At 37.1% G+C, this 15,345-nt stretch carries 13 protein-coding genes; 4 read left to right on the forward strand and 9 right to left on the reverse strand.

The features are described from left to right. Positions 1-432 precede the first annotated feature (432 nt). From ABJH98_RS07925 to ABJH98_RS07945, 5 genes are read right to left on the reverse strand one after another with little or no spacing between them, the layout of a single operon-like run. Positions 433-1,410, reverse strand: coding sequence for a DUF3883 domain-containing protein (locus ABJH98_RS07925; protein ID WP_348307114.1), 978 nt, complete (start codon positions 1,408-1,410; stop codon positions 433-435). Then, a complete protein-coding gene (locus tag ABJH98_RS07930; protein WP_348307115.1) occupies positions 1,394-3,382 on the reverse strand; it encodes a DEAD/DEAH box helicase in 1,989 nt (662 codons plus the stop codon). Before ABJH98_RS07930 ends, ABJH98_RS07925 begins: the two co-directional genes overlap by 17 nt. Next, positions 3,382-4,821 (reverse strand): hypothetical protein, encoded by a 1,440-nt coding sequence (locus tag ABJH98_RS07935; protein WP_348307116.1) that lies wholly within the window; start codon positions 4,819-4,821, stop codon positions 3,382-3,384. Before ABJH98_RS07935 ends, ABJH98_RS07930 begins: the two co-directional genes overlap by 1 nt. Beyond that, the gene (locus ABJH98_RS07940; protein ID WP_348307117.1) at positions 4,814-6,535 is read right to left on the reverse strand and encodes a DNA cytosine methyltransferase; all 1,722 of its coding nucleotides are present in this window, start codon (positions 6,533-6,535) and stop codon (positions 4,814-4,816) included. The genes ABJH98_RS07935 and ABJH98_RS07940 overlap by 8 nt, the downstream gene beginning before the upstream one ends. Beyond that, positions 6,528-6,737: a helix-turn-helix transcriptional regulator gene (locus ABJH98_RS07945; protein ID WP_348307118.1), complete on the reverse strand. Its 210-nt coding sequence runs from the start codon at positions 6,735-6,737 to the stop codon at positions 6,528-6,530. The genes ABJH98_RS07940 and ABJH98_RS07945 overlap by 8 nt, the downstream gene beginning before the upstream one ends. Positions 6,738-7,303: 566 nt before the next feature. Here ABJH98_RS07945 and ABJH98_RS07950 point away from each other — a divergent pair. After that, complete coding sequence (locus ABJH98_RS07950) at positions 7,304-7,951, forward strand: hypothetical protein (protein ID WP_348307119.1); 648 nt, start codon at positions 7,304-7,306, stop codon at positions 7,949-7,951. A gap of 248 nt (positions 7,952-8,199) precedes the next feature. Here ABJH98_RS07950 and ABJH98_RS07955 read toward each other — a convergent pair whose 3' ends face one another. Further along, positions 8,200-8,493 (reverse strand): type II toxin-antitoxin system RelE/ParE family toxin, encoded by a 294-nt coding sequence (locus ABJH98_RS07955; protein WP_348307120.1) that lies wholly within the window; start codon positions 8,491-8,493, stop codon positions 8,200-8,202. Beyond that, the gene (locus ABJH98_RS07960; RefSeq protein WP_348307121.1) at positions 8,480-8,737 is read right to left on the reverse strand and encodes a type II toxin-antitoxin system ParD family antitoxin; all 258 of its coding nucleotides are present in this window, start codon (positions 8,735-8,737) and stop codon (positions 8,480-8,482) included. Before ABJH98_RS07960 ends, ABJH98_RS07955 begins: the two co-directional genes overlap by 14 nt. 415 nt (positions 8,738-9,152) lie before the next feature. Here ABJH98_RS07960 and greB point away from each other — a divergent pair, with 415 nt between their 5' ends. Continuing rightward, positions 9,153-9,617 (forward strand): transcription elongation factor GreB, encoded by a 465-nt coding sequence (gene greB, locus ABJH98_RS07965; protein ID WP_348307122.1) that lies wholly within the window; start codon positions 9,153-9,155, stop codon positions 9,615-9,617. A 499-nt stretch (positions 9,618-10,116) separates the two neighbouring features. Here greB and ABJH98_RS07970 read toward each other — a convergent pair whose 3' ends face one another. After that, the gene (locus tag ABJH98_RS07970) at positions 10,117-11,346 is read right to left on the reverse strand and encodes a sigma-70 family RNA polymerase sigma factor (RefSeq protein WP_348307123.1); all 1,230 of its coding nucleotides are present in this window, start codon (positions 11,344-11,346) and stop codon (positions 10,117-10,119) included. Then, complete coding sequence (locus ABJH98_RS07975; RefSeq protein WP_348307124.1) at positions 11,339-11,698, reverse strand: YciI family protein; 360 nt, start codon at positions 11,696-11,698, stop codon at positions 11,339-11,341. The genes ABJH98_RS07970 and ABJH98_RS07975 overlap by 8 nt, the downstream gene beginning before the upstream one ends. 600 nt (positions 11,699-12,298) lie before the next feature. Between ABJH98_RS07975 and ABJH98_RS07980 the strand changes: the two genes are divergently transcribed. Then, positions 12,299-13,252 carry a hypothetical protein gene (locus ABJH98_RS07980; protein ID WP_348307125.1) on the forward strand — a complete coding sequence of 318 codons (954 nt, stop codon included), beginning with the start codon at positions 12,299-12,301 and terminating at the stop codon, positions 13,250-13,252. Between the two features lie 1,003 nt (positions 13,253-14,255). After that, complete coding sequence (locus ABJH98_RS07985) at positions 14,256-15,338, forward strand: efflux RND transporter periplasmic adaptor subunit (RefSeq protein WP_348307126.1); 1,083 nt, start codon at positions 14,256-14,258, stop codon at positions 15,336-15,338. Positions 15,339-15,345 lie beyond the last annotated feature (7 nt).

Here is a 15,345-nt window from a genome sequence, read left to right on the forward strand (position 1 = left end):
CTACGTGTCGCGCCAGCGATACTGAGTTGCATATCGGTACTGATCTTATGTTAAGGCGAATCACAGTATACATTTAAGTCAGAACATTTTTAACCTCACAACGCTCACCCTTGAAATCCCTAAAAGGTCCTGCACGCTTGTACGTTAAACCCAAATGCAAGGAACCGTCGTGGAACAGTCTCTGGCAAAGCTTGTCGTTAATAATTTCGTTATTCGGGGAATTGTTCAGTTCGTTTTCAAATACACGACTCTCAGCGGTTATGATTATGCCTGTTATACATGCGGGCAACTAGCCTTGCAGGCCAACGCTCTGTTGCGACCGGCTAGGTTGGCTCACAGCACCCCGAAAGAATCCCCTTGGGACAAGGTCTCATGCATACCCCGCTTTTCTGTCTGGCCTATGCTATGTAAATAATTCTATTTAACATCATATTACCCAATGTAATCAAATCTCAATTTATCAACTACATCCTCCCATTTGTCATTTTTAATTTGTATTAAATTAATGTAAGGATTTTGGATCATCATTGGTTCATAATCGTCTTTGTTCATTTTCTTTCTGTCAACTAAATAGAGGAAATAATTTCCTTTCTTAATTCTAGCAATATTCATTTCATTTCGACTCCAATAAAAATAAGGAGTACCTTCATATGACTTAACTTCTATGAATCTGTCATGCTTTTTTGATAGCTCAGTTTCAAAGCTTGCAATATCATATCCTTCAGCTGCCGAGTATTCAGCTACCCAATCAACTTCTTTTTTATGCTTTAACCGTTTCTCCTCGAAATCTCGAACAAATTTTTCTGCTTCTTCTCCATTTATTCTTTTCTGTTCTAGAGATTTCATCAATTCTTCTACTCCGACTTTCCTTTTTCTGATCTCTGGAAGCACAATTTTGTCAAAGATCTTTTTGTAGCGACCATTGATAATAAACTTGTTAAACTCTTTAGTGGGATGATCGCTTATGATTTTAAAATCGATTAACAGTTGTTTGAATGAAGCAAATTTTAGAGGAAAAGCTGAATTATCAATTTGCAGTGTATTGTAAATAATATCCCATGAGATGTATTCTGAACAAAAGATATTATGAAAAACATTGTCATTCTGTAAACTCAACAATAGTCGTTCTACAAACCGATCAATCATTAAGTTTTCGCTCCTTAAAAATTCTTTAAAGCTGTCATCAATTTGGATACGCCCATTATCTAGCTTTAGGGCAAGATTCATTTTATGAAGTAGTGGAAGGCAACCGTCGAATAATGTTCTACCATCGATAATCCGATTGTATAATCTATCTCTTACATCAGATTCCAACCAAGTTATTTCTTCCGATCCATTTATTACAGACAGAATTTCATAGTGGACTTTAGGAGTGCCGAAATTTTGAAATTGACTAAGTTCTTTTAGCATAATCTTTCATCAGAGCCTTAATCAAATCAGTTTCGTCATTATCATCTATCCGACTGAACAATGGAATATCTTCATCAATGATTGCCTCCATTCTTTCGACCTTCTGCCTAAGCCTACTATCAATCACATGATCAATTGAGTTAGTCGATATCACATAATAGTAGCTGGTCAATTGATCTTCCTCTAACCCAACTCTATGTATCCTGTCTTTAGACTGAATAAAGTTCGAACAATTGTAATCCCTTTCAAGGTAGATGGCATTGTGACATCCTTTATGCAAGGATATAGATTCAGCTACCGCGAAGGGGTTGGCGATAGCAACTGAGAATTCCTTGTTAGTAGGGTCATTAAAGGCTTCAATTATTAATTCTCTTTCGCTCTGAATAGTCTCACCTATCAGGAGTTTTGAACTAATGCCCTGCTCTTCAAGATACTGTTGAAGCTCTTTTGCATTTTGAATGAAAATTGTCCAGATCAGTGTTTTCCCTCCTTTTGCTATTATATCTTTCTCAACAATATTCTTAACTTCAATAAATTTTTGGGGCGTCTCAAATTCGGAATAATTGCAGATTTTGTCAAAAAACTCAGAGTCATCAATGAACTGATCAGAATCGTGAGTAAAAGCAATATTTGGATCAGACTCACCAAATTCAGGACTATCTAGTAAGGCATCTTTCAATGGACGAGCTAATAGACTTGGGTTTGTTGATGCTTGCCTTAGCCTGATAAGCTTAGCTCGATTCAAAACATCTTTAACCGTTCCTCCTGAGTTTTCCTTGAAAGATGCTATGTATCTTGATTCTATGAAGTCATAAATCTCTCTTTGTCCAGAATTCATTTGAACGCTCAATACATGCTCTTCTACATTAGGAAGCTTTAGATCATCTTTCTTAATTCTTATAAAAAAAGGTGAGATATTTTCTGTGAATCTTTTTACCCTATCGCTTTCAGGAGAGCTATTTCGAGTTAATTCACACAAATTGGCGTAATGAAAACCTAGTATATTTTTAAATTTAAATGGATAAATAAATTGATATAAATTATACAGGTCTTCATAACCATTTGGGACTGGCGTTCCAGTCAAAATTATGCGTGAAATTGCTTCCCTTGAAATTTCTACGGCACTCCTTCCCCATACTCCATCTGGATTTTTGATCCTGTGAGCTTCATCCACCACAACCATTACTTTTTTTGACCTTAGGAAGTCCAAAATTTCTTGCTGCAGACTACTTACTCCACCATGAAAAATGAGTGTCAATTCCGCTGGGTTTGAAGAATAGAGCATTTCTTCTTTTCGCTCTCTTGAAAGTTCCGCATTACCTGACAAGCGAACACTTTTAACTTCTCTATTGAAGCAGGATCTATATTCCTTTTCCCATGGAGCAAATGAAGATAATGGACCAATAACCAATAGCTTATCTACTTTTCTTGGGTCATTCTCAGGCAAGCTTTTTAAGAAAGCATAAGCTCCGTAAACAATTGATGTTTTTCCAGCTCCTGGGACAGCAAAATTGCAAGCATTCTGAGCAAATGCCATATGGAAAGAAGAAAGCAATTGTAGTGGATATAATGTCCTGCTGAGTTCTTTCTTAAGTACGTTTTTGAAATTCTTGAAATCCTCTACTAACTCAGGGTGATCCTTAAATTGATCGTTTCTTATTAAGCTGGCTTTCTTTGAAAATTCATCAAATAATTCATCCTCTCGATGATAACTCTCAACCTTTACGACAACTTCTTCCGATAAGCTAGATGATATTTGGAACTTCTGAAGTGTTTGTTGCAGGTTTTGAAAAACGGAAATTTCATTAGTAGAGATATAAGGTATTAAGATTTTCTCCTTATTGTTCACGGCTCCCATTCGATTGAGAGCTAGCATTAATCGTCTATTAGTAATTAGTTCACTTATTTCACCTTTCAGTTGATAATAACTATTGCTATCTTGTTCGAGTATGTCAATATCAATTTCAGCCATTACAGATGCTTATGAATCTGATAGCATATTTGCTGAATTTTTTTTGTACTGATTCTGACAGATTCCATTTCGTTTTCCGGGAGACTATTTACATCTATGCTTTCCAAAATTTTAACCATTCGATCAAACAACCTTGACGGTGATTTATGAATTTGATTGGCCTCAACCTTCTCACCTAATTTGTTCAGTAAATCTTGAGCTTCTGGATTTCCGAAGTTTTTGCTGTTGACATTAATTGAATCAATTGAGTCAATTGCCTTGTTTAAGAGCTTAACAGGTTCATCCTGCGATTGTCTATTTCTTAATCTTTGGTAATGGAGGTCAACATTATCAACTAAACCTTGACCTATTCCCTCTTTCAAGTCATTGTCTCTTCCATTAAGATGTTTTTCAATGTCTTTCGTATTAAGGTCAATTTTATTTTCAACATAACCTCCAACAATATCTAAGTGAGAGTTAAAAAAACTTTCCCACAAGTCCTTGTTTCCAAAGAAATGATTTGGTCTTTGCCCCCTGCCTAAATACCTGAATTTCTCGTTTTTAAGTCTAATTCGGATAAGATCAAATGCACTTGATTTTAGATCATCTACATCACTATCTGAATAACCATCAAAGGGCTTTGCTGAACTTTCACCATAGAAACTTTTCAGCCAACTAGCCAAATCCCGAAACTGTTCTTCTTTGTCATCTAAGGCCGTATAAATCCCGTTATATTCCATGAAATCAAGATACTCCTCCATTACATTCATGACTTCTAGAGTGTATTCAATGTCCCGCTCACTACCTATCGTTTTGTAATTCCCAACCCACTCATAAATTTTCTTGATTGCTGCTTTATCTACCTTAATGCCATTTTTGCGATCAATATCATTTGGGTATCTACTTTGACCACTTAGCTGAAAGTAAAGCCTTTGTATTTTTAAATAAATCTCAGTCGGGTTGTAGTCAAGTTTTCGCTCCTCTCCTAACTGATACTTTGTTTCAAATTTTTCAATTGCGATGGGGTCTCCATCAAATTCAATAGGTAGAATGACAGCCTTAAAGTAATCATACTTTGTGATTCTATTGAGTAGCATTGCTCTTCTGTTTCCATCAATAATGATCCCATCTTTAGTAATAATCCCCACCTTTTCCTGACCGTACTTTTCTAGACTTCCAAGTGTCTCTTCATTCTTTTTGGGCTTTGAATCCCAAAGTAATTTCTCTAACAGCTGCTTTCCCTCTTTTGTTTCTGCATCAATTTGCTGTTGCTGTCGTTCATAAGACTTTGTTCTGCTTAAAATCCTGCCGTTATATTTGTTGTAAATCAAAAATTCCAAAGGAATTCTATACACTTTCTCCGACTTTAATTCATCATCCCAAGGGATTTCAATTTGACCCATTGAATCATGATTATCTTTAAACTCTTGGATTTTATCAATTCTTGTTTGCTTATTCATTTTTAGAGGAATTTGTTAAGGTGGCAATCTTATTTATCGCATATAATGCCATGAACTGTTTCTTTGGAACAACAACCTTTTTATCAAAAATTGTAAGTTCATTTTGAACAATATCAGGTGACTTAAATTCATATTGATCAATCATATATGCAACTTCTTCTACTAATTTTGTTGGCTCTAAAAATTGAGCAATAGATTCATATCTCTCATACATTTTCTGGAGTTCGTGAGACTTAGCGATTCTCTCTGAAAAACCATTATTGATAGTTCTTATAAAGTCTGTTCCACCATCGAAATTTTCAATAATCGATTCTATTTTTCTATAATAACCGTCAGTATAATTCTTTGAAGGATATCCTTCTCCATTGCCATATTGAACAGATGTAATCCATTTATCTGATGATTTAGAGTTTGTAACGTCATAGTTTGATAGTGTCACAGTAATATTTCCGTATTTGAATGGGTGTCTCCTAAACTTTGATCCGCTTTTTTTAATAGGTGGTTTATTGAATACTTTTTCAGAAAAAGTATTAAGATTTATTACTCCTTTCAGATTTGCATTATTTTCTATAATAATTCCATCTATTTGATCCAATTCTAATGCCTCTCTAACAGTTTTTGCAAGTGCTCTACTTACAGAGGGACAAACAGCATTACCTACCAGTCTGCATTTAGAATGTACACTCCCACTAACAAATTGATAAGTAATAGGAAATCCCATTAAAGATGCCATTTCTCTTACGGTTGGGACTCTATACTCGCCATTTCCATTTCGATTATATTCCGACTTGTATATAATTGCCTCACGTGATGTTCCAATATTTGTTGCTGTAACTGTTCTACTTGGCTTATTCTCATTTTCAGGAAATGACATCCTACCCATGTATGGATGATTTCTTTTCATAAACCTTGAATTTTTCCATTGGCTTTCATATAATCCTGAATCATAGAAATGATCAGAGAGATTCTTTAAAGGAATTCTAAGTCCAGAATACAATGGATCTTCAATTTTTCGACTTGATATTTTATGAATGTTAGGTTTTGGAAGCCCTGACTTTACTAGCTCAAGATTTTTTGCCATCGGCAATCCTTCATCCTTAGGCTTAATACTATGAGTTTCTTTAGGGATAATAAACGCACCTTCTTTTATTATTTCACCAGAAATTGCTCTCTTTCTAGCTTGGGCAGACCCGTATTTTGCCGAATTAATTATTGCACTATTACCCTCAATAGTTATCACAACTTTATCTGGACTATAGCCATTATCTTTTGCCCATTGATATAAGTTGAGATCACGAAATTTATAAGACCTAGCTAAGTAATTAAGAGAATTGGTGACGTTCTCCATAAACCAAGCATCCAGAATAGTGTCTTTCTTGAATTTTTTTACAGCTACTATTCGAAGAAATACTTCAGTCAAGGCAAGCCCCAATGATTTATCAGCCTTTCCAGATCGATTTGAATTTGAAAAACTAATACATGGAGGGCTACCTAATATTATATTTGCGTCAGGTAAGGATTCAATTAGTTCAACATTATTCCAATATTTAAGAATATCTTGAGGAGTGTCATTTAAGCCGTAATTGTGATTAAAAGTCTGAACAGCAGGGATCCAATGATCAACTCCTTTAATAATCTTAAAACCTTGTTGGCGAAATCCTTCCGAAAACCCTCCTGCACCACAGAAAAAATCAATTACTGTAGGTTTAAGCATACCTATTCTTTGGTTTTGTTGAGACAAGGAGTTCACGAATATCAACATCTAATAGGTTGGCAATTCTCTCTAAATCTTCCAATTTTGGTTGTCTTCTATTTTGAACATATCCATTAACCATATTAAAACTTTTCCCTAATTGATTTGCTAACCAAATCTGTTTTAGATCTTTCTCTAACAATACTTCTTTGATTCTATTCATCATGCTGCGGTTTGATGAGCCTCTAATTTAATTATAGTTATGCGTATATCATAAAATGAGATATGAAAAATAATGATTTAGATCAGTATATTATATACGCACACATTTGACATTCCCGCTACCCTACCCTCTTGCCAAAGCTGTCTGCCGACAGGTAGGAATATCAAAAGAGTGCTCTTTAGCACCAAGAAATGATGTGAATACTATTAATTAATATAAAACCCGACGACCTATTTCAGGACGGGACACACATTGATTTCCCTAATCCGTACTTTCCACATCCCAGCCCATATTTACCCGTCCGAAGGCGGACTCCAGCTTCCCCATTGCATATTTACCCGTCCAAAAGCAGGCTTTCATTTCCCCAGAGCGTACTTTATCTGCCCCAGTGCATACTCACTCGTCCGAAGGCGGGCTTCAATCCCCCAAGTCCATACTTCCTACTCCTTTGTATCTGCTAGCATTTCCCAAAGCAAAACTTTGACTCTAAAGATAAATTATATAGATTCACTGCAGCATAAAGAGAGAAATTATTCAAATATTTTTTCAACTTAAATTTTATCTTTATGGCCAGTCCAACACTAACTAACAAACTAGAATCTTCACGAGTACTCATCTTCAACAGTCGGGATGCCGAAGTAGCTACCCTACTCGATACCATGGGAATAGACACCCCATACATCGGTCAGGGAGAAGCCCTTTACCATGAGACCATGACCTTGGTAAATCAGCAAAAGAAAGAATACCAGGAGCAAAGCCTCGCATACGACAAGTTCTATGTAGAAAAAGATGCCGCAGAAGCCAGTTTCAAACGCACCCTTAAACTAGTCAAAGTCCTCTCTCGCACAGACAAGGATTTGCAAAACCGATTAGGCCTCCAAAATGGACCAGCCTATGCCATTGAGCAATGGATCGAAGGAGCAGTTGACTTTTATAATCGCCTGTTAAATGAAGCAGATTTTCTTACCAAGTTGGAGAAGTTCAAAGTAACAACGGACAAGCTCAATGCAGAAAAAACAGCCATTGACAGTCTGAGAGATCTACGGAACCAAGCGGCCATCGAGAAAGGCCAAGCACAAGAAGCCACTCGTCTCAGAAATGAAAAACTAGATGAGCTGGATGACTATACAAGAGAGCTAAAAGCCATTGCAGAGATCGCCCTTGAGGAAAGACCCCAGCTTTTAGAGAAGCTAGGAGTCGTAGTTCCTTCCTAAGAACAACGAGTTGAGATGTGGAAGATAAGACGCCATTCCCTACCCTTGTCTTCCACATACAATTGTCATCCGCACAAATCCCTCCCGCACTATTAATCCCCACGCTCAACCCAAAGCTGATTTAACATAACACGATTACATTATGCAACAGACAAGCTCTTCCATAATCCGCATTATTTTAAATATGCTTTAACGAATATCGAATGTGATTATTATCAATTTGGTATTTTGGGGTCTCAAGGATGAGATTAAGTCAAATGACGTTCGTAATCCATACTTTGACTAAGTATTCTTACAATAAATACTTCTGAGTCAGACTGGAGGTAAAAAATCATATGAGATTTGTAAACAAATCGCTTTAGAGATGGATAGAACTCAGATGCATCTCTACCTATTCCAGAATTTTCTGTTAAAGTTTGAAAAAGATCATGAAGACCAATCAAGTATTCTTGAGCTTGAATTAATCCGAATTTTTCAATTCCATATTCATATATCTCTGAAATATCAATCTCACATTCTTTGGAAAGTTTATAGACGCCCATCCGCTTTCATACTATCCTCTACCTTTTTCATAATATCAGGGATGGTGCTGTCACTTATTCCGCTTTCAAGACCTTTTGCAATGGCAGCTTTTAAAGTAGAAAATTTGGTGTTTTTCGACTGATCTTGACGAACAAGGTGACGTAGATACTCACTATCATTTGTAAATTCACCAGCAGTTATTTGTGCCTTAATCCATTTATCCTGTTGATCAGTAAAAGTTATTGTTTTTCTAACAGTGGCCATAACTATAATATTAAGTAGATAATCATACTATTGGTGTAATAATAATGCATATTGCTTACAATTTCAAAATAAAGAACGGGCATTAATACATTCTTTTCCGCACACATTTGCCATTCGCACTACCTTTCCCTCTAGCCAAAAATGTCAAAAGAGCCATCGTGGAACAGTGCTCGTGACTACCAAAAAATAGAGTGACTACACCTAAAGACGAAAAAAGCTCAAACCATACTAGTAATCTCCACGCTAGAATATTACACTCACCTGTCGGCAGACAGGTTATATAACATCTATTGATTGGTCTGCACAAACAAATTATCTATGATCCTATTATCTTGCAGACGTTCACAAAACAAGGTCATTTATTATGCGTCGTAAAATCCCAGAATCAACGCTACCCAAACTCAATCGCTCGAAAATGATTACTTCCGAAGGTTTACAAAAATTAAGGGAAGAACATGATCACTTGTGGCGAGTGGAACGTCCAGACGTGACCGCTAAGGTTTCATGGGCCGCCAGCTTGGGAGATCGTTCAGAAAATGCCGATTACCATTACAACAAAAAACGTCTTCGAGAAATTGATAGTCGCCTTCGTTATTTGCGTCAGTGTATCGACGACTTTAAAGTGATTGACTACCACCCCAACCAAGAAGGGAAAGTGAATTTTGGTGCTTGGGTAGAAATTAAAAATGAAGCAAAAGGCTTCCAAAAGCGTTTTCGCCTAGTGGGTTACGAAGAGTTAAAAGCCAACAAAGATTATATCTCTATGGACTCCCCCATGGCTAAAGCGTTGCTTGATAAAACCGTTGGAGAAGAAGCGATAGTCAAAACCAAAATGGGTGATTTTGTATGGGAGATACTTAGCATTGAGTATGAACAATAGAGGTTAAGCTATAGAAAAGCGTTTATTAAAAATGGTAAAGTACTGAATTATAACAGTATACGCGTCGTAGTTGAAGTTTCACAATCATCAGCCTTAGCATCGTGATAAGATTTCTCCGACTACACGTCCCGCTCTGGTCGAAATGACAATGATTTATCGAGCCTCTAAATAAGACTGAGTGGCATTAAATAATAAGCGTCAAGAAAAATGGAGCTAGAAGATAACAAAATGCAAAAGCACTGTTTGACTGAGATGTTATCGAAGGAGTTTGCTTTTGTTTCGACATACGACTCAATTTTTTAGCTTAGGATTTAAAGCCTTGGTCTTTTTGCTTCGTTTTTGGACCAAGCCAAAAATGAAGGGACTACCCGGCTCGAGGGCTGGGAAATAAGGCATTTTGTTTTAAGTATATTTCAAGTCTCTGGAGAAGACTTATTAGAACCTATTAACACCCCTAAAATTGAACAGTATACGCGTCGTGGTTGAAGTTTCACAATCGTTAAACTTTACTTAGCGCTATTTCAAGCTTTCTCTGAATCAAAGCCTTTTCATTTTCTTTCTTGACTAGTTTCAGTGCCTTGTTCAAATGAGTGATTTCCAGGTCTATATCTCCGTCCATTCGGTACAGCTCAGCCAATAAACAGAAGTAATGTACATGGTCTTGAAGGTCTAATTTAAGTGCTTCTTCAATTGCTTTTTGTGGAGCTTGTGCTTTGGCTAAGGCATAGGAACGATTCATCGCTATGATGGGTGAATACTCTATGGTCAGTAGCTTATTATAAAGCATGAGTATTTGGTCCCACTTCCCTTCTTCGTCTTGCGTATGCCAATAGGCGATGGTGGCTTCCAGATGATATTTGGACACCCGCTCTCCTTTTGAGGCCATTTTTAGATATTGTATCCCTTTTTGAATGAGCTCCTGATCCCAATGAGATGGATCTTGTTCGTCATAGCGTAAATCACCACCTCCATCTGATTGGCGAGCCTTCAGTCTAGAGGCTTGAAAACACATGAGGGCAATCAATGCCTGGACATGGTCAACCTGAAAATGTCGTTGATTGGATAGAAATATACCTAATCTCATGGCTTCCCAGCAAAGCTCATTTCGAATATTCTCTTCAGCCGTACTGCTGTAATAACCTTCATTGAACAGCAAGTAAATGACTCTCAAGACATTATCCAATCGGTCTTGATAAGCTGAAGCAGTTAACTCCTCTTCTATTAAGATTCTCCCTTGTAGCGTCTTTTTAGCTCTATGTAGCTTCTTATTGACTGTCTCTTTATTGGACAGCAGGGCTTTGGCAATCTCTTCTGTGCTAAACCCACATAGAATTCGAAGGGCAATGCACAACTGTGCTTCACGATTGAGTGCTGGGTTGCAGAGCAAAAAGATCATTCTCAATTGACTATCCTCGATGAGTTTTTCGGTTATCTCAATCGACCCAAATTCTTCCGGTCGAGTAGCCACTTCTTTGCTGATTTTATCTTTAAAGTGCTTCTGACGACGATAATCTTCATAATAAAGGTTTTGCGCCACCTTTCTTAACCAAGCCCGTGGGTACTGAGGAATGCCCTTGTGAGACCAAGCCTTCATGGCCTTTAAAAAAGTCTCTGAAACTAGGTCTTCAGCCAATTGAAGATCTTTAAGGCCATAAAAATTGCTGAGTACAGCAATCAGGTTGCTGTACTCAGTTTTAAAGATCTCAGATAGTTTCTGTTCATCAATCATTGGGGATATCGCCAGTTGGCATCACCTCTCTGACTTCTACTTTTCCACCATTGTCTAGTGCCGGACATCCTTTGGTCAGCGCCACAGCTTCTTCTAGATCTTTAGCCGTTACGATAGTGAAGCCTCCCACAATTTCTTTAGTTTCTGTGAAAGGGCCATCTGTGATCGATCCATCGGCATGCACGGTCTTGCCTTTGAAGTCTAGTGCTTCACCAGCATTCTTCAGTTTTCCTTGCGCTCCGATCCCTCCGATCCAATCCATCCACAATTTGATTTCAGCTTCTATTTCTTCAGGAGTAGGCTCAAAATTTGGATTAGGTTCACTACGGAAAAGCATCATAAAATCTTTCATGTCTTTTTGTTTTTAAGTTAAAAAATTTGATTTCAATTCTTTAATGATTGAAATCTATGAAATAGGACAAGCATTGAAGATTTTATTTAAAATTATATTCAATTTTGTGAAATGTGAATGAATGACCGTGCCTACTCTAGTTTTCTTTGAAGCGTTGGTCCTTATTAACTAGGTTGCTCTGAATAACTAGTTAGTCAATAGTAGTGCTGATTCATTTTTTGTAAAAACAATAATTCAGCAAATAAGTATGATAAGATTTCTCCGCTTCGGTGGAACATCTCCGTTCGAAATGACATAAAAAGGAAATCCAGCACTCTCTAAATATGAAGCCTACCTCACACCTTCTTTTCTCTATAGGGATCAGCGCCATTATTAAATATTCACTGAACTTGTCATGACAAGCAATGCTAAAGCATTATGCTGGGTGGTCAGGTTTGATCGCATAGTAAATGCTTACATACATTGGTCACGCTTTACAAAAGCGCACCAGAATGACTACCTAGTTTCAACTTGAATACAAATTCAAGAAATATTTTTTAAAATTTTTTAAGGAAAATTCATTTATTTTAACTGTAAGTATCTGATAAAACTGCCTTTCCTATGTTTAAAATTATTTTTCAAAAGTCGCTCATTGCATTAAAAAAATACTGGTTATATATGGTTCCAGTTATTGTGCTCATGGGCTATTTCACCAACATGGTAGACTTTTTTAAGACGATTGATGAGCTTTTTGAGGAACCATATGTCAATATTGATATGAACGGTGCTTATATAGCAACAAGCCCTTCAAGGAAGCTTTCCGAAATTCAAATCAATAACAAAAATGAGCATAATATCTCAGTTGATCTTAAAATTACAGGTTATGTCTTTATTGAAAATCAAATATACCCTATTACTTATCAACCCATAAAAGGACTTAGATCCAATTATGTGGCCACCACTTCTTCAAACCTGTATGGAGTTCCAGACGATGCTATTCCTGATTCGGTATTCTACTGCATCACTGCTACGAATGAAAATTCAGATCAACAGACCAGATACGAATACATGGTAAACAGTAGAAAAGTGTCTATGATGAAATATGTTCAGTTTTATTCTTTCAACTTTTTAGGAAAAAATAAAGATACAAGTTCCGAATGTTTACCAAATAAGTACAGTCAATTGATTGTTTCTAAAGAAGAATTACGAAATCGAGCTGAACTGGAAAAACACACAAATGATGTTCAAAAATTGTCTAATGCTTTTGCACTAATTTTATCCATTCATAAATATGAAACGCTACAAAAGTACTTGTCTGATGAAGCGTGGATTCATCTAAACGATAACAACAGATTCAACAACCTCCCTGAAATCAGTACTCCAACAGTTATTAGTTTGGTCGAGAATACAGCCATTGTAGAGTATAGCAGCACCGCTGGGATATATTTAAATGAAAAAGCATATACCCGAAAAGTAAATAGTTCTATCAACTTTCTAAAGAAAAGTGGAGTTTCGTTTAGAGCCAAGCTTAAGAATTTTAATGGTAAGTGGAAATTTGTACTTTGGAATGAATGATGACAATTATATAACGACTTTTCATTACGCAGCTTTTAGCTTAATGAAATGATAGGTCACCGACTGAATTACATTCTTCATAACTCGAATCTTTATTACCGTCATTGCGAGGAAAGCAGATACGAAGCAATTTCAAACTTCTCGAGTAGTGAAAAATCTTCTGCCATACGCTGAGGAGATTTCTCCCGTTGGTCGAAATGACAAAGTGGTTAAGAATGATAAGATTTCTCCGTTTGAAATGACATAAAAAGGAGATCCACAACCTCCCTTCTTTTCCCTAAAGGGATCAACACTATCTTAAATAAATCGCGCCAGATTGACTGATCAAACTATTCACAAGAATGCTGCTCTGCAGCAGCCGAAGTGGTATGCTTGTTTAGGGTGAGCCAGTCAGTCTTTTTATTGCACGATAGGCAGAGCGGGACGATCCGCCAAGTATTGTCACCAGTTTTGCGTTTCACATGTGCGCCCACTTTGGCGGGATTGGTACAGCTCTTGGTTCTGCAGGTGCCCACATCTTCTTTCGTGATGCGCTCCCAATGCTTCAGCCATGAGCTGCAACATTCGCAGGCTCTGGCCGAGTTTCTGTGTATTACTTTTACTTCCATAGGATAAGAAAGATAGGGAATTATAGAGAAGAATGGAATCTAGATAGCTCTTAATAAGATCAGGTGGCTACTTCACCAGGTCAACAATTGTACATTAATATCAATTTTGACCTTTTGGTTTTAATTGAATATGATCAAGTCAAATGCCTATCGTAATCCATACACATTGTTAATCTATATCAAGAATTAATGGCACTACTTATTAAAGCTAAATTGGCTAAAGCATATCCGCCCACAAACTTGGTCAGGTATTACTTATGGCTCAAATTCCGCACTAATTAGTTACTTTATTATACCCTAGATTTTTTTCATTGAAATGTACCAAATTATTATGTTTTGCTATCTTACAAGAACAATAAGCATATTTGATATTCATTCAAACAAACCTCTAGACAATGAAACACCGTCCCTTACTAGTTACCATTCTAATACTCAATTTTATATTGGTAGGATGTAAAAAAGAAACTACTAAAAAAGAGATTATTCGACCGGTTCGAACCCATACCATTACATCCATGGAGCAACTTTCTGGGGCGAAATTTCCAGGCGTATCGCAAGAGGTACAAACCGTAGAAATGGCATTTAGGGTTTCAGGACCATTGGTCAAACTCAATGTGGTAGAAGGTCAAAAAATAACAAAAGGTCAGTTATTGGCTGAAATCGATTCGAGGGACTTTAGAGTTGATCTTTCGGCAAGAGAGGGACGCCTGATCCAGGCTCGTTCGGAAAAAGAAAGGTTTGAGACGCTTTTGGCAAGAAATGCCGTTTCTCAAAACGAATACGATCAGAGATTGGCTGCTTATCTGGAAGCCAAATCGTCTTATGAGGCAGCCAAAAATGCGCTAGCAGATACTCGCCTTATTGCACCATTCGATGCATTTATCGATCAAAAGAGAGTGGAAAACAATGAAAGGGTTTCTATTGGACAGACCATCGTCACTTTGCTTGATTTATCTGCGCTAGAGGTGAAATTTTCTGTGCCAGATATGCTGGCTACTCAATATCGAAATTACGACTACTTTTTAGTCACTTTTGATGTATATCCAGACAAGCAATTTGAAGCGGATATGAAAGAAGTAGAAAAGAAATCGGTGGGTAGTGCAGGTATTCCAGTAACTATCGTATTGAGACACCAAAATTCCGAAGACAATCCTTACAAAATCACCCCTGGCATGAGTTGTAATGTACAGGTGGTACTTAAACCTTCTGAAGAAGAAGCCAGCAAGGCAGAGGATCACATTTTATTACCTCTCACATCTGTATTCGAGCAACCTGAAAACGAAGACAAGTATGTATGGGTATTGGAGCCGGATTCGATGGTCGTACAAAAGAGACAGGTCAAAATTGGCTCACCAGCTGAGCAAGATATGATTGTGATTTTATCTGGAGTTTCCAAAGGAGAAACGATAGTCACCATGGGTGGCAACCTGCTCACAGAAAATCAAAAGGTAAAGTTACTTTCCACAGTTCAGAAATAAGAAATCG

Source organism: Reichenbachiella sp. (assembly GCF_039969095.1).
GTDB lineage: Bacteria > Bacteroidota > Bacteroidia > Cytophagales > Cyclobacteriaceae > Reichenbachiella.